Raw genomic sequence first — 24,121 nt, forward strand, 5'->3', positions numbered from 1 at the left:
TGGTTTGAATGTGTATTAAACATTAAATTTACATAAAATATTAGCAAGGAGAATTATGCTTAACAAAAATAATGAAAATATTATTGAATTAAAAGAAGTTGTTAAAGAGTATGATGGACACACTGTTTTAGAAAATATTGATCTAAAAATTAAAAAAGGGGAATTTGTAACTCTATTAGGACCATCAGGATCAGGAAAAACTACTATTTTAAGATTAATAGCAGGTTTTGAAAGATTAACTCGTGGTGAGATTATGTTTGATGGAGTTGATATTAAAGATCTACCTCCACATAAAAGAGATCTTTCAACAATCTTTCAAGATTACGCTTTATTTCCACACTTAACGGTTGAAGGAAATATTAAATATGGACTAGGACTAAAGAGAATTCCAAAAGAAGAAATGGATCCTAAACATGTTAAATTATTAAAAGAAAAACAAAAGAAATGACAAAAAGAAGCTGATAATGCGTTTAAAAAACTAGACAAAATTCAAAAAGAATATGAAAAAGAAATTGAAGAAAATAAAAAGAATAAAAGAAAAGCTCGTAAAATTCAAAAATGATTAGATAAATCCGACTTTACTTACTCATGGTGAGAAAACTATGTAAATCTTCAAACTGAAAAATTTGAAAATAAATATTTAAATAGAAAACTAACAAAGCAAGAACAAAATCAAGCAGTTAAAGAAATACTTGAATTAGTTGGGCTAACAGGGCATGAAAAGAAATCAATTAATGAATTATCAGGCGGAATGAAACAACGTGTAGCATTAGCTAGAAGTCTAGTTATTGAGCCGGGAATACTTTTACTTGATGAACCATTAAGTGCTTTAGACGCAAAAATTAGACAAAAAATGCAAGTTCTTATTAAAAATATTCAACAAAAATTAGGACTTACATTCATTTTTGTAACTCACGATCAAGATGAAGCACTAGAAATATCTGACCGTATTGCCGTAATGCGCGGTGGAAAAATTGAACAATATGACACGCCAAAAACAATTTATGATTACCCAGTAAACAAATATGTTGCTCAGTTTATTGGAGATTCTAATTTATATGACGGTAAGTTTTTAGGTGATAGCATTGTTGAGTTTAATGGATACAAATTTAAAACAATTCACACTAACTTTATAAAAGGCGAAGAAGTTGATGTTTTAATAAGACCAGAAGATCTTGACATTTCAACAAAAAAAGGAAAATTAAAAGGTAGAGTTCTAAAATCTGTTTATCGTGGAAGTTATTACTTTATAGATATTAAAATAAATGACAATTTTATGATTCATGTTGAAACTATTAAAGATCTAAAAGAGGGGGAAGAAATTTTCCTAGATTGAACACTAGATTCTATTCATTTAATGAAAAAAGATAAAACTGAAAATTTAGCAATTAACACTGGAGAAACAACAAATGAAGAAGTTGCATAAATGATTAAATCTTAACCCTCGTTTAGGTTTATTAATTCCATACATTATTATTGCCTTAGTCTTTATTGCAATTCCTATAATTTTAATAATTTCAGTTGCGTTTGAACCTCATAAAGATGTTAATACATGAGAAGTTGCTAAAAGTTTATCAACATGAAAAATTATTTGACGTTCAATTAAGTTAGGAACTATTGCAGCTTTCATATCTCTAATTATTGGATTACCATACGCTTACTTTATTCACTTAAGCGATAGCAAACAATTTAAAATAATTGGGATGGCTTTAATAGTGTCTCCAACTCTTATTTTCACAATTGCTAGAATATATGCGGTTAGGGGTTTATTTCAATCTATTATTGGCGAAAATAATTTGAATGCAGAATGATTTATGATACTAGGAATGGTTTATATCAATTTACCACTTATGATTATTCCTATATACAGCGTCTTAAATTCAATGCCAAAAAATATTATAGAGGCTAGCGAAAGTTTAGGATATTCTAAATTTAGATCATTTTTTAAAGTTGTTATTCCTTATTGCATAAAATCAATAGTTTCTGGATTAATTCTAATTTTTATTTCAAGTGCCTCTTCAATAACTATTTCAAATAAATTGCTACCAAACCCTAATAAGTTTCAATTAGCAGGAAATATAATCTATGATTATGCAAATCCAGGAAACCCTGTTGATCTATCAATAGCTTCAACAATAGTTATAGTCGTGTCATTAAGTCTATATGCTATAACTATTTTAATATATTTAGTTCCTAAATTGATTATGAAAATGAAAGGAATGTCTTATGAACAACATTAAAAAAATTATTGGTAAAAGTTATATTTATTTAATACTTATTATCACATATATACCATTAATATTTGCTTTTATATTTTCATTTAATAAGCCAAATCATAGAGGATTTCTTTCATTTCATTGAAATGGAGGCACAACTGAATCATGAACAACATTTTTTAGTGAATCTAGAGATGTTGCATTAATAAATTCAGTTCTTATTGCGATTTTAGTAACAATACTTACATTAACAATTTCTTTATTAACTGTATATGCCTTATGAAAACAAAAAAATAAAAACTATGAAAAAGTTACAAAAACTTTATATAGTTCAACATTAATAAACCCAGACATAATTACAGCTATGGGTCTTGTATTAATTTATGGTTTATTATTCGGCACTTTATCTCTAAGTAGAGAAGGTATCTTAAGAACAGTTATCGGACATACAGTAATTACTCTTCCATATTCAATATCAATTATGCTTCCAGCAAGCGACAAATTTAATAAAAGTTTATTTGAAGCATGTCAAGATCTAGGCTATTCAAAATTATCAAGTTGATTTAGGGTTTATGTACGCCACATGTTACCAACACTTATTTTTTCAGCAGTAATATCAATCTTCTTCTCATTTGATGATTTCATTATTACGCGTCTAGTTTCTAATACTTCGACACTTGGAACTAAATTATATGAATCTCGTTTTAGAGGTTGAGGTTTAGTTGTTGGCGGTGCATTAATGATTGCAACACTAATCGGATCATTGATTTACGTAATTTATAAAAATAAGGGGAATTTATGGAAAAAGAAAATAAAATAAAACTTTGATTTAAAAAGATAAATTGAAAATTAATATCATGAATTCTTTCAATTATTGGTTTCATAACAATAATAGGAATAGTTATTGGCATTAAAGTAAACAAACCTTACAAACCATCTTTTTACAATTATGCTTCATACATAAGTCAAACAAATAGAAAAAAACTTGAAAAGGATTTTGATTACAAAGAATTTCAAACAATTCAAGAATTTACGAATGCTCTAGACAGAAATCAAGCTATTGGTGGAATTAGTACAGACAATCAAGCTGTTACTTTAATAAAAAAAGATAAGCTTAAAAAAATTGACTATGAAAAAATACTTGGTAAAGGTATCACAAGTCCTGAAAAATTTTTAACCCCGGTTGCTTGAAACTTTTTAACTTCATATGACGATTATTTAAAAACAGATATTAATGGGAATCCATTTAAAGATGGACCAAGGCACTTGTGAGAATACTTTGTCCCATACTACATTCAAAGTTGTGTAATTGCCTATAATCATTCAAAAAATAATAACAAGTATATTAATGTAGAACCAGAAGATTCTTATTTTGAAATACTCCAAAAATTACACAAAAAGGGTTACAAAAATCTACAAGTTTTAGATGATGTTAGAAATAATTTAGCAATAGGATCAACTAGATTTAAAACTAAAGCAATTAATGGTAAAAATGAGTATATCAATAAATTTAATGAATTTAATGGCAACGCAACAATTAATAACTATGAACAACAAATAGACTCATTCTTTAATTTAATATCAGATTCATTAGAATGAAAAATCGGCGAAAAATCAAATAAAGTTATTTTTAATGGTGATGGACAAATAGTTTTAGAATCTTTAATTAACTTAAAATCAGATTGTGATATGGCGCTGCTATTTAATGGAGATGCTTTAGATGCATATTATTCAGGTGATAATTTTGAAGAACTAGCTGACCAAGAAGGAAGTATAACTATTGTTAAACCTAAAAATGGAATTTTAACAATGGATGGTATTGTGATAAATAAAGCTATTGACAAATCTTCAAATTCAGATAAATCAATAGAAAATATAATTAATGCTTTTTGCAAAACATATAAAGACGTAACAGTATTTGATGAAATTACTAAGGAATATGACAAAGATAAATCTATAAAAGAGCTTGAAAAAATGACAAATTATAAAGTTGATGAAATAAATGAAAACGGAAAAATAATAAAAGAAATTTCAATAAATTATGAAGCTACAGAATTTTTAAGCAATTTTGATTTAATAAACTATACACCAGTATATAAAGTAGAATATGATTTTATAAAAAAACACTACTTCAAATATTGAGATGAAGACAGTAATATGATTGTAAATGATAATGATGCATCAGAAATATATTCAGTTGATGGAGCAGGATACATTAATATAAAACCTATTCCTCTATCATTAATGTCAAAAATTAACGTTAAATACAATCTAAAAATTAAATCATAAAATTATAATTAATTGGCACTTTATCACAATAAATAAATTGTGAAAGTGCTTTTTTTAATGAATATGCCTATTTTATAGGTAATTAAAAAAGACTTTAAATTTAGCACTCTTTAAAAATAAGCAACTTTATTTAGTATAATTATTTGAAATGAAAAATAATAAAGAAATGACAAAAGAAAAAGATGAAATTTTAAAAATGGTAATTGAAAGTTTCATTGAAGATGGTGTACCTGTAGGATCGCAGGCATTAGTTCAAAGATATAACTTATCTATGTCCAGTTCAAAAGTGAGATACATTATGAACGACTTGGAAGAGTTAGGTTTTTTAACTAAAGAACACACCAGCAGTGGAAGGGTACCATCAACAGAAGGATACTCATACTATGCAAAAAATTTAATTCCTCACGACGAATCGATACTAAGAAAGAAGATAAACGAATTATTTGCAAAGCGTTGAGTTAATATAGACTTAACGGTTGATGAAGCAGCTAATGTTATAAGCGATATAGCAGGTATTACCTTAGTTACAACAACAAGCAATGAAAATACAGTATTAAAAACAATTCAATTTGTTCCTCTTTCAGATTCAAAGGGCACTGTTGTTTTAGTAACTAGTGATGGTGATGTTACATCAAAAACTTTGGACTTTGAAAAATCAAAAATTGATACTGATGATTTAAGAATTGCTATAAGGATTTTTAGAGAAAGATTGACAAATATTCCAATTCTTAAATTAAAAAGTACCGCTGAATCTCTTTCGCCAATACTATCAGCATCAATTAAAAATTATGAGTATTTACTAAAAAACTTTGTTGATAATATTTTTGATTTTGAAATTAAAAATTGCAATATAGTTTATGGAAAAGATAAAATTATTCTAGCTGACGATATTTCAAGGCCAGATTTAAATAGAATTTTGAATTTGATTGAAACTAAATCAATTTGACAAACAATTGAAGCTGAGTTCAATGAAGAGGAAAATATAAAAATAGCTATACACGATGATAATAGTACATTCATTACTAAAAAATTAAAATATGATAATAAAATTAAAGAAATTTCTCTTGTTGGAACTAAAAGAATGGATTATCAAAAAAGTTTAACAGCATTGCAAATGTTTGAAGATCTCATAACAAATAAGAACGACGAAAAGAACGAAAATCAAGACTAGGAGGCTCTTATGATTACAAATTTAAAGAAAATCAGATACCACAAAGGTGACTTACTTAGAGTAAATATTAATGTTTACTATGCTAACTCTACTTTTGTTAAAACATTATCAAGAAATAATGTTGTTTTACTTTTAGGCGAGCAAAATTATATTCCAGAATTTGACGAACTAATTATTGGACAACCATTCGGAGAAATAATTGATATTATCAAAGTTTTTAAAAAAGGCTATAGAGTAAAAGAATTTGAAGGAAAAACTATACGTTTTATAATAGAAGTTTTAGATTATGAAGAAGCTAAAAATATCAAACAAAGTAATAGATTAAAAGAAATAGAAAAATATCAAGAAGGAGCAAAATTAAAAGAAGCAAAATTATTGCAACTTCAAGGCACATTAGAAAAGAAAAACCAATACCTAAAAGACCTAGAAGAAACTGTTGAAAAACTAAAAAAAGATGCCGCAGTAGAAAAAGAAGAAACAGTTACTAAAACTCTTATAGTTTCAACCGAAGAAAAAGAAAAAGCTAAAATGTATGCACTTCAAAAATTTATTGAACATTTTGCCGTTCCTTATTCAACACTTATCTCAGCAATAGAAGCTGGTGGTAGAAGTGAAAACTCATCAGTTAAAAATTATGTTATTGGATTCAAAATGATAACTAGTCAAATTGATGAAGTTTTAAAATCAAACGGTGTTACTAAAGTTATTCCAAATGTAGGTGATAAATTTGATCCAAATACTCAAAAAGTTCTTGAATTAATAGATGATGAAAAATTAGAACCAGAAACAATAGTTTCAGTAAACTCAATTGGTTTTAAATTACATGATAGATTAATTAAAACCGCTTTAGTAAGTGTTTCTAAGAAACCTGGAGAAATGAAAAGCAATATTTCAATAGAAGATGGAGATGATACTAACAATTTAACTACTCAAACTCCCGAAAATAAAAAAGAAGTAATTACTAAAAAAGAAAAAAAGGATAGTAAAGAAAAAGAAACTTCTAAAGTTAAAAAAGAAGTAATTAAAAAAACATCAGATACTAAAAAAGAAACAAAAACCAAAAAAATAAAAAATGATTCAACCAAAGTTGAAAAGGACAAAAAAGCCGCAAATAAAGAAATAAGCAAGCAAAAAGAAGCTAAGCCAATCAAAAAGAATTCTGTTGCTGCTAGAGCTGAAGCTGCTAAAAAAGCTGCCGCCAAAGCTAAAGAAAAAAATAAAAAGTAATTTGCCGATTTCGGCGTTTTTTTCCACTTTTTTTTATTTTTAAAAAAAATAATTATATAGATATGGAAAGGAGGACAATGAATGAATTTACTAAATTAGACAATAGCCAGGAGTCTGAAATTATTGGCGGCAGTGTTGTATCCGCAATAATATCATTAATTCCGGTTGCTATAGAAGCAGCTGTTGGCATTGCATCAATAGTTAAAATGTTCACCGGACAAAGTGGAAAAACTAAATTAGGCAAAACAACTGTTGAATATAATGATGGAATAAAGAGTAATAATGCAAAACATGCAATATACATAGCCTATTAAAATAAACTTAAACACAACCATTTTTGTTGTGTTTTTCATTTGTTTTTTATAATAATACTTATGGAAAATAAAAATAATATTTCATTTTGAAAAATTTGATGATTTATTATAGTAATTACTTTTATTGGTTTTGGAGGGGGAAACGCCTTAATCCCAACAATTAAAAAGTATTGCGTTAATAAATATAAATGACTAAGTGAAGATGAATTTGAAGAAAATGTAGTTCTAACTAATATTCTACCAGGACCAAGTGTTATTGAATCACTAACATATATAGCAACAAAACTACTAGGTAACTTAAAAGGGTCTCTTGCAGTATTACTAGGTGTGTTGCCACATATCGTGGTAGTTTTTCTATTGTTTTATTTTTCTAAATGAATTCCTACAAAATATTTATATGCTATTGAAACTGGTGCTTTCGTCGCAATTATTGCTTCGCTAATTGGATTTGTCATTAGTTTTTTTAATAAAGCAAAATTAAGTAATGCCAATTATTTTTTATGACTAACATTGTTTTTTATAAGTTTTTTGTTTTGCTTATTTATTCCCGCTCCTTTTAATTTGCCAGCAATAATTTTAGTAATTGCAATTATTATATTCTTTATATTTAACAAAATAAATAAAGGTAAATGTAAGGAGGATCAATAATGTCAATCTTACTTATAGTAGTAATTTCTCTCCTCTTTGTAATTTTTATTTCATTAATAGTTTTTGGAGGCGGACAAGTATTTATGCCTATTTTCATATGATTTTGAAATACTATTAATCACATGACAAGTAGCGAACTAATAACACAAAATGATATTAGTACAACATTTACAGTTTCAAATGCAACTCCAGGTATTTTGAGTCCAAAACTAGCATTTATTTCAGGCTATCTCATTTTAAAAGATAACTGACTCAGTATTCCTTTTATGCTTCTTTTATTTTTGACATTAAGTTTACCTGCGATATTTATGATGATATATGCAAAGAAAAAAATAGGAAAGATAGGGGCTAATAAAAGTGCCAAATTACTAAAAATACTTAACCCTATTATTGCAGGAATAATCGGTGCATTAGCTATCCAATTACTCATTCCTTTGATTAATCCAAGCATAAGTTTCAATCAAGTGTTTGGAAAATACATTGAAATAATTAAGAGTGAGAAAACAGAATTTTTCCAAGGCATAAGAAAAATTGTTCTATTTTGTTATGTTCCAATCGGCATTATTTTTTCACTAATTTTATATATAAAAAAAATTCCTATTTTTTGGTTAATAATAGGAAATATGATTTTATCAATATTAATATTTTTTCCATGGACCTAAAAATTATTTTCTTTTAGATTTGGAAAAATCAAAATTATCAATTATATTTTTCGCCTCATCGAAAACTTGATCATTTGTTTTATTGTTACAATCAATAATTTTGTAAGGAATGTTGTACCTTTGTACTAATTTTATAAATTCATCCTTATATACAGAGTGGAGTTCTTTGAAATACGCTTCATTTAAGTCGTAATTGTCAATTTCGCTCTTACGACCCCTTTGAAAAATTCTTCTTTTAAATGTATCAAAATCAATATCTAAAAAAATAGCTAAATCTGGATTTTCCTCTTCATTTAAAATGCAATTAAATAGTGCATCAAAAGCTTTAAAATATTTGGAATCTTTTTTATCCAAATTAACTTTTGCAAAAATATAGTGTTCAAGATTAAATCTATCTAAAAAAATATGATTTTTACTCATGGTAAAACCTTTTTTATTAAATAAATTAATTGCTTTTTTAAATGAATCAGACAAACTTTCAATTATATAGGTTTGAAATCCAATATCAATATTTGGTTTTTTCTTGTAAATTCATGATAAAAAAGTATTAAACACAACATCATCATTTGAAAATTCTTCAAGCAATAATGAATTACTATAAGTATCATGAAGCTCTGAACTTAATGTACTTTTACCGCAGCCGATCATTCCGCTAATACCAATTACCATTATTGATTAAACCTTTCTTTCTTTGAAAAATCAAAATTATCAATAACTTCCTTAGCTTTATCAAAAACTTCCTTTTCAGATAGATTATTTGTATCTATGACTACATAATCTAAATTAAATTTTTTTGCTTGTTTAATAAATAAGTCTTTGTAAACATCGTAAAGTTGTTTGAAATACACTTCATTTTTTTCAAAGTTATCTATTTCAACCTTGCGTCCCCTTGAAAAAAGTCTATCCTTAAATGTTTCTCAAGAAATATCAAGATATATAGCTAAATCAGGGGTTTCATTTTTTGTTATTAAATTTGAAAATAATTGGTCATATCCTTTTAGATACTTTTCACCTTTAGATTGTAAATTAACATATGCAAATATATAATGTTCAATACTAAAACGATCTAAAAATAAGTAACTATTTTTATGTAAGTATCCCTTATTTTTAAATTTATTAAAAGCGTCTTGAAGTTTTGATGTGTGGTTTTCAACTACATATGATTGAAAACCAATTGTTAAATTAGGTTGTTTTTCATAAAGTCATTTTAAAAAAGTATTGAATACTTCATCGTTTTCTTCAAACTCTTCAAGCATCATACTTTTTGAATAATGTTTAACTAACTTGTTTGTGAGTGAGCTTTTCCCACTGCTTATCATTCCACTAATACCTATTAACATAATAAATAATTCAATCTCTTTATTATTTAATTTCTAATATTTTTATTAAATATTTATTTTGCACATCAACTTCTACTTCATCATTTAATTTACCATCAAGAATTGCTTTTGCAATTGGGCTCTCATTTGAAATATTTCCAACAAATGGGTTTGAGTCAAAACTACCCATAATTTTTACTTCATATGTTTTTCCATTTTCCAAATTTTTATATTTAACTACTGATCCAATTTGAGCTCTTGTTTTATCTTTTGAATTACTATCAATAACTTTAACGTTTTCCAAAATACGTTCAAGTTCACTAATTCTACCTTCAACTTGAGCTTGTTTATCACGCGCTGCATCATATTCAGCATTTTCAGAGAGGTCACCTTGAGCTCTTGCTTCTTTTAATTCTAACTGAATTTTTGGTCTCTCAACATTGATTAAATTGTCAAATTCACTCTTATATTCATTTAACTTTTCTTGAGAAATATAAATTGTTTCATTCTTTTTATTTGGCATAATTTTCTCCTAACTCCTAAATTATTAATGTAATACTTATTTTAAAGTAGTTAGTCCAAACTAACTAATAAAATATTTACTTATTCAAATTTATGCAAATTTAAATATCCTTTTTAACTATATAAACAAAATTACTTTTTACTTTTGAAACTTCATAAACTATTTTCTTAGTTTTTAAAAAACTAGTTAAAGTTTTTACATCTCGTTTTGTATTAACGTTTTCTAATATTATTAACATTCCATTATTTTCTAAATGTTCATAATATTTTTCATATATTGTTTGACTTAATTGGGTTGAATTTATGGCAAAAATTAATTTAAATTTTTCATCAATTTTATCTATTAAATCAATTTTCTTTTTAAAAAATTCAGGAAACTCTAAAACAGCATTGTTTCATAATCTAGCATCTAAATCATAATTAAAAACCTTAATGTTAGCTTCACTTTGGTATGAAAATAGTAATGCTGGATATTCCAATTTATTTCCAACTAGCAAAACATTATTTGCATCATTTAAATAAATTGTATTAACTAAATTTTCTAAATCCTCATTATTTAAATTTGACTTAAAATACTCTTTAATGTCTAGAGGAATATTCTTCAAGTTTCCAGCTCTTTGTTCTTGTATTTTAAATTTTAATTTTTCCAATTCTTCATTTCTTACTTTACTTTTAATCTTTTTAGTAACTACAACCAATATTATATATATGATTATTGCAATTAAAACAACAGCAATAGCTGAATAAAACAAAGAAGATCTAAGAACATTATCAAATGTTAATAGTTCAATCATATTAAATTTCCTTTCCTCCATATTCTAAAAATTCTTTTAGAATTAGAACAGCTGATAATGTATCTTTATTCTCTTTACGCTTTTTTATAGATAATTTGGCATTTTTTAAAATGTTTATGGCCGCTATTGTTGTCCCATATTCATTTACTAAAAAAATCTTCTTATCGAACTCTTTTCTTAAAGATTGAGAAAATCTATCAATCATTATTGTTCTTTCGCTAGGCTCTCCATTACTTCTCATTGGAAAACCAACTATAATAGAGTCGACATTATTTTTAGCAAAATAATTTCTTAAATATTCTTTTATTTTATCTAAATCGTTTTCTTCAAAATAGATTGTTTCTAATGGCGAAGCAATAATTGCCATTTCATCGCTAACAGCAAAACCACATGTTTTAGTTCCGATATCTAATGCTATTTTTCGCATTTATAATACCTTTTCTATAGCTTCACGGATGTTGCTGTTTAAAATTTTACCCATCGCTAAAATTGGGGATCCACCACCACGACCATTCAATTCTTTTGCAAGCTTTTGAAAAATTTTATTAGAGTCTTCATTCTTAGTGGCAACAGCCAATAATATTTGATTGCCAATAGGTGCACCAACAAATACATAAGCATCTGAAAATTTTTCACGAATTGTACTTGCAATAACTTTTATTTGTGATGAGTCAACATTTAAATTTATATAAACTTTTTTATCTTTTAATTCACTTAATTCTATTGAATCAAAATCAAATGTTACTACTGATTTTTCTTTATAAACTTTTTTATAATCTTCTTTAGCTTGCTCAATTAAGTTAACTAACTTCTTATCATAAAGTTCATAATTTTCATCTTTTTCAATTCTTAAATTATATTCTGAATCAAGAGTTTTAATTTTGTTAACTATGTTATTTAATTCCTCAAGATGAGATGATGAGGCATCTTTATAATAGTTTTCAACAGCTTTCTTTGAAGTCACAACTCTTAAACGAAATATTCCGGCTTGTTTTTTTTCATTTCCAACTATTTTAAATCTTTCAATTTGAGAACTGTTTTCAAGGTGAGTTCCACCACATAAATCAGTTGTAATATCACCTCATTTAACAACACGGACATGTTTAGGATCCATGTATTCACTCTCTTCAATAGTCATAATTGCATTTAATTGCTTTGCTTTTTCTATTGTTGTAATTATGTACTCACGTTTAACATTATTTTTTATTATTTTTTCAAATTTATCTTCAATGGTTTTAATTTGCTCATCTGTTAGTTTTTGCTCTGCTGGATAATCAAATGTAAACCTTTCTGCGGTTATGTCTGAACCTAATTGTTCAACAAAGTGCCCTAAAACATTTCTAAGCACACTAAAAGTAATGTGTGTCGCAGAGTGACCCCTTGCTAAAGCTAATCTAATATCTTTATCTACAAAACATTCAATTTTATCTTTTGAATTAATAACTCCATTAACTTTATGAATATGATTGCCAAACTTGTCCTTAAATACATCAACAATTTCAATCCTGTTGTTGCCTTGTAACATATATCCATGGTCATGGTGTTGACCACCGCTTGTTGCATAAAAAGGAGTTTTATCTAGAACTAAATAAGCTTCCCCATTAATTGAATCAACTTGTTTTTCATTATCAAGTAGAAATAATACATTAGCAGTTCCATCAAGTTTTTCATAACCAGTGAATTCTGAACACTTATTTTTAATTAGGGTTAAAGAATTTATAACTAGAGACATACCTGCTTCTTGTTTACCTCTTGATGCTTCAATATGTTTTTGTTTTGCTTCTTCAAATTGTTCAAGATTCACATCAATCTTTTGTTCTTTTAAAATTTCGATAGTTAGCTCAATTGGAAAACCATATGTTTCTAATAAATTAAATGCAACATTACCATCAAAAATTTTTGTTTTTTTATCAATAGATTTAGCTAAAAGTAATTTGCCTTTTTCAATTGTTTTATGAAATAGTTTTTCTTCTTCTTTAATAGCATTTTCAACTTCTTTTACATCATATTCAAATGGAAGTGTTTTTTTAACAACTTTAACTAGTTTTGAAAGAAATTGACCTTTAATATTTAGTTGCATCCCCTTATAGATAGCTCTTCTAATTAATCTACGAATTATATATCCGCGTCCTACATTAGATGCTCTCTCTCCATCAGCAATTGCATTAGCAACTGTTCTAATGTGGTCAGCAATGATTTTGAAATTTGTGTTAATTTCTCTTTGTTTTTTATTTTTTGAAAAATAGTTTTCAATATCGTATTTAAATTCTGTATACTTTTCAATTTCTTTAATTATTGGTTGAAATAAGTCAGAATCATAATTTGTAGGAGCATCTTGTAAAATTGAAGCAATTCTTTCTAACCCTGCACCTGTATCAATATTTTTTTGTTTTAACTCAGTGTAATTATTTTCACCATCATTATTAAATTGACTAAATACAATATTCCATATTTCTATAAAACGATCGTTTTCAATGTCTTTTTTAATAAGCTCAATGCCTTTTTTGTGATATCTTGGACCTCTATCAAAATAAATTTCAGTACATGGACCACAGGGACCCATACCAACATCTCAGAAATTAGAATCTCTATCTCCAGCAATTAAGTGCGATTCACTGATACCTAAATCCATTCAGTATTTTTTAACCTCAGTGTCCTCATTAAAATATGTTATATACAATTTGTTTTTGTCAAGTTTTAAAACATCTAGTAAAAACTCATATGCAAATGCAACTGCTTCCTTTTTAAAATAATCACCTATTGAAAAATTACCTAACATTTCAAAAAATGTATGGTGTCTTGAGGTTACGCCAACGTTTTCAATATCATTAGTTCTAATAGCTTTTTGACTATTAACTAATCTGTTTTTAGGAGGTTGTTTTTTTCCTGAAAAAAAATCTTTTAAGGTTGCAACACCACTGTTTATTCAAAGCAAAGAAGGATCATTAACCGGGATTAATGATTTACTTTCAACTTCTAAATGATCCTTTGATTTAAAAAAATCAATTCACTTTTGTCTTATTTCTTTAGATTTCATATATTTCTCCTTAAACATATTTCATTTCTTTATTTTTATTAAAAATTTTTTCAATCACAGCTCCACCTATACATTTTTCTCCATCGTAAAAAACAACTTGTTGTCCTGGAGTAACCGCTTGTGAAGTAGTTGGATAATATACTTTTACATCATTATTTTCTAAAATTTCAATTTTTACACTAATATCTTTTTGACGATACCTGAATTTAGCTGATAAATTATCATTGTTATAGTTTTTAGTATTTAAATTTAAATGAGAAGCAAGCAAACTATCGCTTGTTAAATAAGACATGTCACTTGCTGGTGCCACATATAAAATATTTTTCTTAACATCATGTCCACAAACATAATGAGGTTCAGACATGCCACCTAAATTTAACCCTTTTCTTTGACCTAATGTATAGTAAAAACAGCCTATGTGAGTACCAACCTTTTTATTCGTAACAATTGAAAAAATATCTCCATTTTTTGCTGGAATATAATTTTGTAAAAACTTCGTGAAATTTCTTTCTCCGATAAAACAAATACCTGTAGAATCCTTTTTATCGGCGGTTGATAATTGCAATTTTTTTGCTATTTTTCGGATTTCAGATTTAGGGTAATCCGCTAGAGGCATAATAACTTTTTTTAATTGTTCAGTACTTAATTGAGCTAAAAAATAGGTTTGATCTTTTTCCTGGTATTTAGCTCTATATAATTGTCCATCTTTTACTTTTGCATAATGACCCATAGCAATGAAATCAGCATTTAAATTATTGAAAGCATACTTTGCAAATGCATCAAATTTAATATATTTATTGCAAAGTATATCTGGATTTGGAGTTCTACTTTTTTTATATTCTTCAATAAAATTTTGAAAAACATTATCTCAATATTCTTTAATAAAATCAACTCTATGCAATTTTATCCCTAATTTATTAGCAACGCTTAGTGCATCTTGATAGTCTTTTTCTTGAGGACAAATATCTTGAGAAATATTTTCATTTCCAAGAAAATCATTATTTACATAACTATCTCAATTACGCATAAAAAGACCTTCAACATCATAACCTTGTTGAAGTAATAAATATGCTGCAACTGAAGAGTCAACACCTCCAGACATACCTAAAATGACTTTTTTGGACATAATAATTTACTTTCTATTATCTAATTTTTATTAAAAATTATTAATAATTAGATATGAAACTAACACTTATGTTTTCTGGTTTCATTTCTAATAATGTTTCATATCTTTTGCTAATTTCGTTTATTAAACTATTAATAGTTTGACCTAGTGCTGCTCCACTTTTTATTTTTACATCAATAGCAAATGAGCAGTTACTTTGATCCTTGTTAAAACTGATTCTAGGTTCCCCATGAATCTTCACATATTTTGTTTCTTTAACAGCATCGGTTGCTATTTGAACAAGAGTTTCTTTATTAACACTAATTGTTTGATTTAATCCACAATTAATAGCTACATATTGCATTGTTATTTATTTCCTTTACCAACGTATTTACCGGTTTCAGTTGAAACAATAACAAAGTCATTTTCCTTGATAAACATAGGGGCGTCTAATTCATAGCCAGTCTCAACTTTAATTCTTTTTTGAGGGTTTGTTGTTGTGTTTCCTTTAACTGCATCAGGTGCTTCAATAACTTTTAAAGTAATATTTGTATCGATTTCGATATCTAAAACTTCTTCCTCAAATTTTCTAATTTGAACCTTCATTCCTTCAACTAAAAAATTCATTTCTCATTGAAGTTTTGAAAGAGGTATTTCAATTTGTTCATATGTTTCATTATCCATTAAAACAATGTTTTCTCCATCGTTATATAAAAAATTCATAGGTCTTTTATCTATATGAGCTTTTTTAACCATTACACCGCCTGTGTAACTTTTAATTGTTATAGCTCCTGTTCTTAAATTTTTTACTTTAGCTTTAACATTCGCTTGACCACGACCTTGCTTTGAGTGTTGTGCTTCTAAAACAACAAAAATTTCATCTTCATCTTGGAATGTAATTCCTGGTTTAAATGTGTTTACATTAATCATAAATTCTCCTTACTTTCGTCTTATAGTATTATGTATATAAATTAATATACATATTTTAGATTAAATAGAGCAAAAACGTTAATTAAAAAATATCTTTTTTTAAGAATATATATTCATAAATGGTCTTATTAAAAATATTAAAAGTGTTTTTGTATTAAAATTTTTTTATAAAAAATGGAGGAAAAATAATATGAATTTCATAAAAATCTTAAAAAATAGAATAGACACAATTGATAAGAAAATTAAAATAGCCTTAATTGATGGTGATGATCCAAGAATGATAGAAGCAGCAACAAAACTTAAAAAATATAAATTTTTAGAGTTAACACTACTTATTGAAAATGAAATAAAAGATAAATCTGGTTTAAACTTTATCAATATAAAAAACGACTCTACTAGAATACAAGATCTAGAAAATAAATACTTTGAAATAAGAGCGCCAAAAGACATGGCCAAAGGAAAATCTGAAAATGATGTAAGAAATGAAGCTAAAAAGTTGATTGCAACTAGACCATACTTTGCAGCAACAATGTTAGCAAATAATGATGTGGATGGAGTTGTTGGTGGTCTTTTATACCCTACAAGTGATATTTTAATGTCTGCTTTTAAAATTGTGGGACCTAAGGCAAATCAATCTTTAATATCATCTGTCATGATTATGCATAAAGATGAAGAAACATCATTCTTTAGCGACATATCAGTAAATCCAAAACCAAAAATTGATGATCTTGCTCAAATCGGATTGAATGCAGCTGAATTTACAAAATCATTTGGAATTGATCCAAGATTGGCATTTTTGTCTTTCTCAACTAGCGGTTCAGCAGTCAATGAATCTACAACTATAGTTAAATTAGCAACAAATCAGTTTAACGAGAAATATATCGGTGTTAAAGCTTTGGGTGAAATTCAATTAGATGCAGCTATTGATTTAAATATTAGAAAGGCAAAATATAAAGATAATTCATACGAAGAAACTGCTAATACTTTAATATTTCCAGATTTAAACTCAGGAAACATAGGATATAAATTAGTCCAACGCTTTGGCGGCTATGGAGCAATAGGCCCAATAATTGTCGGAGCAAATAAACCAATAAATGATTTATCAAGAGGTTCGACAGTTGATGATATTATTAATACTGTTTTAATAACCGCATTACAAACACAAGGAGAAAACAATGAATAAAAAAGTTTTAGTAATTAATGCTGGTAGTAGTAGCATTAAATTATCACTATTTGAGAAAGACAACTTAAAATTAATCGCAAACGGACTAGCTGAAAGAATCGGTTTAGAAAATGGTCTGATTAAAATAAAGTATAATGGAAACGAACACATAAAAAATGTCGATATGCCAAACCACAAAATTGGTGTTAAACACATATTAGAATTAATGGAAGAAATTAAACTAATTACTGATATTAATGAAATTGAAATAATTGGTTTCAGGGTTGTTCATGGTGGCGATTTCTTCAAATCAGCTATTAGAATTGGTGAAGATGAAATTACAAAAATAACGCAAGCATCTATATATGCTCCGCTTCACAATCCTGGTTCACTTCAAGCAATTAGAGCATTTCAAGAAGTAATGCCAAATGCAAAATTAAGTGCAACATTTGATACATCATTTCATACAACAATTCCTGAAGTTAATTCAATATATCCAATACCATATGAGTGAACTAAAAAATTTAGTATTAAAAGATACGGTGCACATGGCATCAGTCATGATTTTATAACCCAAAAACTTGAAGAAATTCTTAAAAAAGAAAGTGTTAATTTTGTTAATTTACACATAGGAAATGGAGCAAGTTTATGTGCTGTTAAGGATTCGAAATCAATTGATACTACAATGGGCCTAACACCTCTTGCAGGGGTTATGATGGGAACAAGATCGGGTGATATTGATCCTTCAATTCATGAATTTATTGCTAATGAATTAAAATTAAATATCAAAGAAATAACATCAGAACTAAATAAAAAATCAGGATTGCTAGGAGTTAGTGGTGTATCAAATGACATGAGAGATATCATCCAAGCAATTCAAGACGGCAATAGACAAGCTCAGTTTGCCTTTGATTTATATGCACAAAAAATAATTGACTACACCGCTTTATATTTAAATAAAATTGGACCTAATGTAGACGCTATTGTTTTTACGGCTGGTGTTGGCGAAAATACACCTGAATTAAGACAAAAGGTTTGTGACCAAATCACCTATAAAAAAGTTGTTTTAGATAAAAATAAAAACTTAGGAAAAATAGGTGAATATGAACTTATTTCAACTAAAGATAGTGAAATTAAGGTGTATGTAATAAGAACCAATGAAGAATTGTTAATAGCTAAAAATGCAATATCAGTTTGGAAATAATTTTTCATAAATTTTAATCAAAATGGGCTCATAAGCCTGTTTTTTGTTTCTTTTATACAACCATAATATAATAAAAAGGTATATTGAATTGGAGATAAAAATATGAAAATAACATTTAAAGGAAATGAAATTACCTTAGTTGGAAACCAATTAAAAGTTGGAGATGTATTCCCTGAATTTAAAGCTGTAGGACTAAATTTAAGTGACTTTGACTATTCTTCAATTAAGGGAAAGAAAAAATTAATCTTTTCCATCCCTTCAATTGATACTGGCGTTTGTGAAATAGAAACTACTAAATTTATGAATTACTTCAAAGAAAAAGAAGATACACCTATCTTAGTAATTTCATACGATCTGCCATTTGCTTTTGGTAGATGATGTGCGGCTAGTGGCAATGAACATGTGCAACCATTAAGCGAGTTTAAATACAATGATTTTGGAGTTAAAACAGGAACTAAAATTAAAGAACTTGGTTTATTAACTAGAGCAGTTTTTGTAGTTGATGAAAATGAAAAAATAACACATGTCGAATATGTAAAAGAAGTAGGTTTAGAACCCAATTACAAAGCTGTTTTAAAGAACTTTAAATAATAAAAAACATAAAATAAGGGCGATCAAAGTCTTCCTTATTTTAATTTCTTATACTTTTTCTATCTTATTTTTAAAATTTTTGTGATTGTTAACCAAAATTTTCCCGCGGTTTTCTTTTTTTTATGAAACAATTAATTTGAACAACATTTTTAACGGGAGAAAAATATATATGAAAGTAATTAAGAAAAGCATTGCAATTTTAGTCTTTTTATCTATTGGAATGTTCATTTGTTCAGTTGTGTCTTTAATTAAATTTATAGATGAATATGATAAATACCAAAAAATATCTTTTATTAAATACGAACCAAGTTTTGAACTAATTCTTTTTGGAATATTATCTCTAGCTTGTTTTTTGTTTACATTATCATTTACATGGATGTGAGTTAAAATAAAAATGACAAATTTAACAGTTGGAGAAAAAGGTATTAAAATCAAAACTCATAAAGGTACAAAATTATATGAATACAAAGATATATCCTCAATAGATACATTTGGGAAACCTAATAGAAAAGGCTTACACCAAACAATATCAATAGATGTTAAACATCTCGAAAATCCACTACAAGTATTCTTTATAAAAAATGCAGATGAAGTTGTTAAATACATTGATAATAAAATCCATGAATTAAACAATCAAAATATTTCAATTAACAAAGATGAGTAAAATCATCTTTTTAAATAACAATTTAACTTTATAATTATCATATTATGAAAATAGTATTAGCAGGAACCCCTCAATTTAGTGTGCCAATTTTTGAAGAAATAATCAATAATTTTGACGTTGTTGCTATAGTTAGTCAACCGGACAAAAGAGCAATAAGAGGAAATCATTTAGAACCAACTCCAACTAAATTATTAGCTCGGAAATACAATATAAAATTATTTCAACCTGAAAAAATAAAGGAAATATATTCAGAACTAGAAATTTTAAAATATGACTATTTAATAACTTGTGCTTTTGGTCAATTTATACCAGAAAGTGTTTTAAAACTAGCTAAAAAAAAGAACTTAAATATACATGGTTCATTGCTTCCTAAATATAGAGGTGCAGCGCCTATTCAATACTCATTATTGAATAACGATGCAGAAACTGGTATCTGCTTGATGGAAATGATCAAATCAATGGATGCTGGTGATGTATTTTCATGTGCAAAAATAAAAATTGATAAAAGAGACACTTCTGACTCTCTATTTTTAAAACTACAAGAATTAGCCAAAAATAATATTGTTACATGAATTAAAGATCTTGAAGACAATAAATTAACGCCCCAAAAACAAGATGAATCATTAGTCATATTAAGTCCTAAATTAAACAAAGCGGATGGCGAACTAATACCAAAACTAAAGAAGCAAGAAGCATTTAATATAATAAGAGCATTTTCTTCTAACCCTGGAGCATTTACATTTATAAATAATAAAAGAGTAAAAATATATTATGCCTCCGAAGACAAGAAACCAAATTCACTAGAACTTAATTTTAGTGATGGAAAATTATTTGCAACTGAATACCAATTTGAAAGTAAAAAAAGAATAAAATTAGATTAAAAAACAACCATAAGGTTGCTTACATTAGTTGGAAATTATTCCTCATAGAAATCATCATATTTTTTAGCACGTGTTTTGCGAGTTTTTTTCTTATTGATTTTTTGATATTTTTTTATAACTGATCTATTTCCTTCTTCAGTATAATCATCAAAATCATCTAAAAATCAATCATCATCGCTATATTTGTCTCAAGAATTGATTATAAGTACTCCTTTATTTCCAATTAATTTTATACATAATATTTTAATACATTTAGGACTTAATAATTAAAAATATTTACTCTTAAAAATGTTAGAAAGTTAGTTTAAAATCAGGATTAAATTCTTTCTCATATTTAATGGCTTCCTCGATAAATTGATTTTCAATTTTTCGACCTCACGATAATTTTTCTTTAGATAAATTAGGCATTTTTTTGCTAATATATCACCAAGAATAGCCAAATAAAATAGCTGATGAAAATAAACAATTAACAACAAATGAGATAATAATTACATAATTACTTGCTTCATTTAAACCGTTACCCCCGCCCGTTGATTTAAAGACTGCTAATCCAATAAAATAACTTATTGGAGCAATTATTAAAACATAAAGTAAACTTTCAATAACTGATGCAATCATTGTTCTACCAATATCATTTGTCCCCTGAAAAATTAAAACTGAACTAATTGAAAATGAAATAAATATTACTCTTAAAGTAATGACTCTAATAAACTTAGCAACACCCGGCTGCGCAGCTTTTGCGGTGTTTAGAATATGAACAAACATTGCTTGAGCAGTAGCTGCAACAAAAATATAACTAGATATTGCATACACAATAGCAACTAGCATTGTTCATCAATATATTTCTTTACAACGACTTATTTTATTTCGTGCAAAATTATATGAAAGCATAGGTCTTGCCCCATCATTTATCCCATATATTGAAATTATCAATAGAGAAAGGATAGGAGAAGCTTTTGCTAATTGAAATTGATATTGACCAGCCAATTGGTATGATGTTTTCGTTAATAGTATATTTAATACTGCAAAAGAAATAGCTATTCCAAAACTTCTAAAAAATCCGCCTAAACCAATTAAAATAGTTGGACCTAATAATTTTTTATTAAACTTAAATTTGAATAAATGAGATAACATCAGTCAAGTTTTTTGCTTCTTGTTCATATAAGATAAATAAATCAAAAATGCAGCTAGATTGAAGAATCAACCAACTAAAGTTGCAATTATTCCGCCCATTACTCCTAATTTAAAAACAATTATTAAAATCGCATCTAAAACAATGTTTATTATGTTTGAAACTATGCTAACGCCCATAGCATAGTTAGAATAACCTTCAGATCTAATAAAATAAGATAAGTACAAACTTAAACCTTGCATAAAAGTTCCAGCTGCATAGAGATAAATGTATTGTTTAGCTCATGAAACACTTAATCTATGTGCCGCATCATAATAGGGTTGTCATTTTGCCGCATCAGCTTCTGGAATTTTAGTGTTTTTTAGGTGAGTTGTTCCAGCGATATAATCAAGTAATCCTGAACTTGCAAATATAAAAGAAATAATTGTGGCTATAAGTGAAAGAACTAATGTTGTTCAAAATAATGTTGCTCACAAGTCTTTTCCACTTCTTTCAAGATTCTTACCTATACATTTAGAATAAAAAACACTACCCCCTATCGGAATTAAAAAAACGATTGAATTGGAAAAAATTACAATTGGTTGAAATGATGCATTACAAGTTGAAGTTATTAAATTTCCATTTAATTCAGGAACTACATTTTTATATAAATTAAAAAATGAATTGTATTGTTCCTGTGAGTATCTTGGAATACCTGAATCTAAAAACGAATATATTTCGCCTTTAATACCACTCGAAGTATCAAAAATCATTCTTGTTCTAGGAACAAATTGTTGAATAAAAATTGAATCTATAAACGTATATAAACCTACCATGAGAGAAATCATTAAAGAAGGTAATACAACAAGTCAAATTGCTTTCTTAACAGGCATTTTACCAAACATTTTTTCAGCTTGATCTTGTTTTACACTGTTGCCCATCACAATCCCTTTCTTGCTTAAATAAAAAAAGTAATTTTCTATTACTTATATTTGGTGAATTAACATATGGTGCCGCCAATTGGAATTGAACCAACGACCCCATCCTTACCATGGATGTGCTCTGCCCCTGAGCTATGGCGGCATTATTAAAATATCATTGATATAATTCTTATTTTATAAGAAAAATAAAAAAATATAAAAATAAACATTTACTAAAATTTGCAAATGTTTATGTTGATAATTATTTTAGTTATCTAAAATCTTACGGATAAGCAAGTAAATCCGCCATCAATTTTTTTGTATTCAGATGTATCCGATTCAACAATTTGTTTATAGCCCTTTAATTTAGATAACATTTCTTTTGTTTTAGGATATCCCGCTGGCATAAATAATGTTCCGTTGATGTAAATAACATTTACAGCATAATTTTCTTCTTTAGGAATTCTAATTAAGTTAAATTTTTGAAATTCCTTTGTTAATTCAAATTCACCCGTAACTAATAAATTATTATTTTCAATATATGTTGTTCCAGTTTTTAAATGCAAAAATTCAGTAACCGGAATTGCAATAACTTTTTTGCCTAGAGGTTTTACAAATTCAGCAAATTGATCAATTGCTGCTTGATTTGTTCTTTTACTTAGACCTATGTAGTATGTATCTCCAATTGGTAAAACATCACCACCATCCATAAAACCTGGACTCTTAATGTATTTTATTTTATCTGATGAGAATAGTTTTTTGATTTCCTTTTCCATTTCTAATTTTTCACCATTACGTGTCTTATCTCCTGGGTTAGTCATAATTGCCAATTCATTTGGAATTACAACAACAGGATCTTCTACAAAACATGAATCTGGGTATTCTTCAAGCGCTGGTAATTCAATAACATCAATTCCTAATGATTTAATTTTTTTAACATATTCTTCTCATTGAGCAAGAGCTTTAGAATATTCAGGCTTGCCTAAATGTTCTAATTCCGCTCAATCATTGATACCTTCTACCATTGATTTTCCTGGTTTACGTACAATAAATCTTTTAAAAACAAGTTCTTTCATATCTCTCCTTAAGTGATTATTATTTGTAAATAATCTATTTACATTATAAATAGATAAAGTGCCTAATATAAGCATAGCTCTAATAATTTATAAACTTTTGAAATTTTGAATACAAAAATCAATCACATTCATCAATTTTAGAGTTGTTTTGTAATGATTTCATTCTTTAAAATAGTTTTACAAATTAAAGTTTTTTATAAAGAAATTTAGTCCAAATAATTCAATTAATATTTTTAATACATGAAATACAAAAAAACTATAGATACTAAAAATAAATA

25 protein-coding genes and 1 tRNA gene are annotated in these 24,121 nt (G+C 27.0%); 14 read left to right on the forward strand and 12 right to left on the reverse strand.

What is annotated here, in order from left to right; all coding sequences use genetic code 4:
- The first annotated feature begins 55 nt into the window (after nucleotides 1-55).
- The 9 genes from JXZ90_RS01645 to JXZ90_RS01685 all read left to right on the forward strand — a co-directional run bounded on the left by JXZ90_RS01645 (nucleotide 56) and on the right by JXZ90_RS01685 (nucleotide 8,527).
- A complete protein-coding gene (locus tag JXZ90_RS01645; RefSeq protein ID WP_205848654.1) occupies nucleotides 56-1,426 on the forward strand; it encodes an ABC transporter ATP-binding protein in 1,371 nt (456 codons plus the stop codon).
- On the forward strand, nucleotides 1,410-2,240 hold the full coding sequence (locus tag JXZ90_RS01650; RefSeq protein ID WP_205848655.1) for an ABC transporter permease: 831 nt from the start codon (nucleotides 1,410-1,412) through the stop codon (nucleotides 2,238-2,240). Before JXZ90_RS01645 ends, JXZ90_RS01650 begins: the two co-directional genes overlap by 17 nt.
- Nucleotides 2,227-3,036 (forward strand): ABC transporter permease, encoded by an 810-nt coding sequence (locus JXZ90_RS01655; RefSeq protein ID WP_205848656.1) that lies wholly within the window; start codon nucleotides 2,227-2,229, stop codon nucleotides 3,034-3,036. Before JXZ90_RS01650 ends, JXZ90_RS01655 begins: the two co-directional genes overlap by 14 nt.
- Entirely contained in the window at nucleotides 3,015-4,505 is a 1,491-nt protein-coding gene (locus JXZ90_RS01660) for a hypothetical protein (RefSeq protein ID WP_205848657.1), read from the forward strand. The genes JXZ90_RS01655 and JXZ90_RS01660 overlap by 22 nt, the downstream gene beginning before the upstream one ends.
- A 148-nt stretch (nucleotides 4,506-4,653) precedes the next feature.
- Nucleotides 4,654-5,676: a heat-inducible transcriptional repressor HrcA gene (gene hrcA, locus JXZ90_RS01665; protein ID WP_205848658.1), complete on the forward strand. Its 1,023-nt coding sequence runs from the start codon at nucleotides 4,654-4,656 to the stop codon at nucleotides 5,674-5,676.
- Nucleotides 5,677-5,685: 9 nt separating this feature from the next.
- Nucleotides 5,686-6,903, forward strand: coding sequence for a nucleotide exchange factor GrpE (grpE, locus tag JXZ90_RS01670; RefSeq protein WP_205848659.1), 1,218 nt, complete (start codon nucleotides 5,686-5,688; stop codon nucleotides 6,901-6,903).
- A gap of 77 nt (nucleotides 6,904-6,980) precedes the next feature.
- Complete coding sequence (locus JXZ90_RS01675) at nucleotides 6,981-7,217, forward strand: hypothetical protein (protein ID WP_205848660.1); 237 nt, start codon at nucleotides 6,981-6,983, stop codon at nucleotides 7,215-7,217.
- Between the two features lie 60 nt (nucleotides 7,218-7,277).
- Nucleotides 7,278-7,865 (forward strand): chromate transporter, encoded by a 588-nt coding sequence (locus JXZ90_RS01680; RefSeq protein WP_205848661.1) that lies wholly within the window; start codon nucleotides 7,278-7,280, stop codon nucleotides 7,863-7,865.
- On the forward strand, nucleotides 7,865-8,527 hold the full coding sequence (locus JXZ90_RS01685; RefSeq protein WP_205848662.1) for a chromate transporter: 663 nt from the start codon (nucleotides 7,865-7,867) through the stop codon (nucleotides 8,525-8,527). Before JXZ90_RS01680 ends, JXZ90_RS01685 begins: the two co-directional genes overlap by 1 nt.
- A gap of 3 nt (nucleotides 8,528-8,530) precedes the next feature.
- Here the strand turns inward: JXZ90_RS01685 and JXZ90_RS01690 are convergent, their stop codons facing one another.
- The 9 genes from JXZ90_RS01690 to efp form a co-directional block, all read right to left on the reverse strand.
- Complete coding sequence (locus JXZ90_RS01690) at nucleotides 8,531-9,196, reverse strand: deoxynucleoside kinase (RefSeq protein ID WP_205848663.1); 666 nt, start codon at nucleotides 9,194-9,196, stop codon at nucleotides 8,531-8,533.
- A complete protein-coding gene (locus JXZ90_RS01695) occupies nucleotides 9,196-9,867 on the reverse strand; it encodes a deoxynucleoside kinase (RefSeq protein WP_205848664.1) in 672 nt (223 codons plus the stop codon). The genes JXZ90_RS01690 and JXZ90_RS01695 overlap by 1 nt, the downstream gene beginning before the upstream one ends.
- A 22-nt stretch (nucleotides 9,868-9,889) precedes the next feature.
- Entirely contained in the window at nucleotides 9,890-10,369 is a 480-nt protein-coding gene (gene greA, locus JXZ90_RS01700) for a transcription elongation factor GreA (RefSeq protein WP_205848665.1), read from the reverse strand.
- 100 nt (nucleotides 10,370-10,469) lie between these two features.
- The gene (locus JXZ90_RS01705; protein ID WP_205848666.1) at nucleotides 10,470-11,162 is read right to left on the reverse strand and encodes a BC85_0335 family putative methyltransferase; all 693 of its coding nucleotides are present in this window, start codon (nucleotides 11,160-11,162) and stop codon (nucleotides 10,470-10,472) included.
- A gap of 1 nt (nucleotide 11,163) precedes the next feature.
- Nucleotides 11,164-11,589 (reverse strand): Holliday junction resolvase RuvX, encoded by a 426-nt coding sequence (gene ruvX / locus JXZ90_RS01710; protein ID WP_205848667.1) that lies wholly within the window; start codon nucleotides 11,587-11,589, stop codon nucleotides 11,164-11,166.
- Complete coding sequence (gene alaS, locus JXZ90_RS01715; protein ID WP_205848668.1) at nucleotides 11,590-14,199, reverse strand: alanine--tRNA ligase; 2,610 nt, start codon at nucleotides 14,197-14,199, stop codon at nucleotides 11,590-11,592. It abuts the gene before it with no gap.
- Between the two features lie 10 nt (nucleotides 14,200-14,209).
- Nucleotides 14,210-15,325: a tRNA 2-thiouridine(34) synthase MnmA gene (gene mnmA / locus JXZ90_RS01720; protein ID WP_371808115.1), complete on the reverse strand. Its 1,116-nt coding sequence runs from the start codon at nucleotides 15,323-15,325 to the stop codon at nucleotides 14,210-14,212.
- A gap of 40 nt (nucleotides 15,326-15,365) precedes the next feature.
- Nucleotides 15,366-15,668, reverse strand: a complete 303-nt coding sequence (locus JXZ90_RS01725; protein ID WP_205848060.1) for an MMB_0454 family protein — start codon at nucleotides 15,666-15,668, stop codon at nucleotides 15,366-15,368.
- 2 nt (nucleotides 15,669-15,670) lie between these two features.
- Entirely contained in the window at nucleotides 15,671-16,234 is a 564-nt protein-coding gene (gene efp / locus JXZ90_RS01730) for an elongation factor P (RefSeq protein WP_205848061.1), read from the reverse strand.
- Nucleotides 16,235-16,424: 190 nt separating this feature from the next.
- Between efp and JXZ90_RS01735 the strand changes: the two genes are divergently transcribed.
- The 5 genes from JXZ90_RS01735 to JXZ90_RS01755 all read left to right on the forward strand — a co-directional run bounded on the left by JXZ90_RS01735 (nucleotide 16,425) and on the right by JXZ90_RS01755 (nucleotide 20,736).
- Nucleotides 16,425-17,417, forward strand: a complete 993-nt coding sequence (locus tag JXZ90_RS01735; protein WP_205848062.1) for a phosphotransacetylase — start codon at nucleotides 16,425-16,427, stop codon at nucleotides 17,415-17,417.
- Nucleotides 17,410-18,600, forward strand: a complete 1,191-nt coding sequence (locus JXZ90_RS01740) for an acetate/propionate family kinase (RefSeq protein ID WP_205848063.1) — start codon at nucleotides 17,410-17,412, stop codon at nucleotides 18,598-18,600. The genes JXZ90_RS01735 and JXZ90_RS01740 overlap by 8 nt, the downstream gene beginning before the upstream one ends.
- 102 nt (nucleotides 18,601-18,702) lie before the next feature.
- Nucleotides 18,703-19,191, forward strand: coding sequence for a thiol peroxidase (gene tpx, locus JXZ90_RS01745; protein ID WP_205848064.1), 489 nt, complete (start codon nucleotides 18,703-18,705; stop codon nucleotides 19,189-19,191).
- A gap of 169 nt (nucleotides 19,192-19,360) precedes the next feature.
- Nucleotides 19,361-19,855 (forward strand): hypothetical protein, encoded by a 495-nt coding sequence (locus JXZ90_RS01750; RefSeq protein ID WP_205848065.1) that lies wholly within the window; start codon nucleotides 19,361-19,363, stop codon nucleotides 19,853-19,855.
- A gap of 44 nt (nucleotides 19,856-19,899) precedes the next feature.
- Nucleotides 19,900-20,736: a methionyl-tRNA formyltransferase gene (locus JXZ90_RS01755; protein WP_205848066.1), complete on the forward strand. Its 837-nt coding sequence runs from the start codon at nucleotides 19,900-19,902 to the stop codon at nucleotides 20,734-20,736.
- A 291-nt stretch (nucleotides 20,737-21,027) separates the two neighbouring features.
- Here JXZ90_RS01755 and JXZ90_RS01760 read toward each other — a convergent pair whose 3' ends face one another.
- The 3 genes from JXZ90_RS01760 to JXZ90_RS01770 all read right to left on the reverse strand — a co-directional run bounded on the left by JXZ90_RS01760 (nucleotide 21,028) and on the right by JXZ90_RS01770 (nucleotide 23,843).
- Nucleotides 21,028-22,788 (reverse strand): hypothetical protein, encoded by a 1,761-nt coding sequence (locus JXZ90_RS01760; protein ID WP_241003391.1) that lies wholly within the window; start codon nucleotides 22,786-22,788, stop codon nucleotides 21,028-21,030.
- A 67-nt stretch (nucleotides 22,789-22,855) separates the two neighbouring features.
- Nucleotides 22,856-22,930 (reverse strand) — tRNA-Thr (locus tag JXZ90_RS01765).
- Nucleotides 22,931-23,042: 112 nt separating this feature from the next.
- Nucleotides 23,043-23,843: a dimethylarginine dimethylaminohydrolase family protein gene (locus tag JXZ90_RS01770; protein ID WP_205848067.1), complete on the reverse strand. Its 801-nt coding sequence runs from the start codon at nucleotides 23,841-23,843 to the stop codon at nucleotides 23,043-23,045.
- Nucleotides 23,844-24,121 lie beyond the last annotated feature (278 nt).

This window comes from Mycoplasma sp. Mirounga ES2805-ORL, from assembly GCF_017084445.1.
Taxonomy (GTDB): Bacteria; Bacillota_I; Bacilli_A; order Mycoplasmatales; family Metamycoplasmataceae; genus Mycoplasmopsis.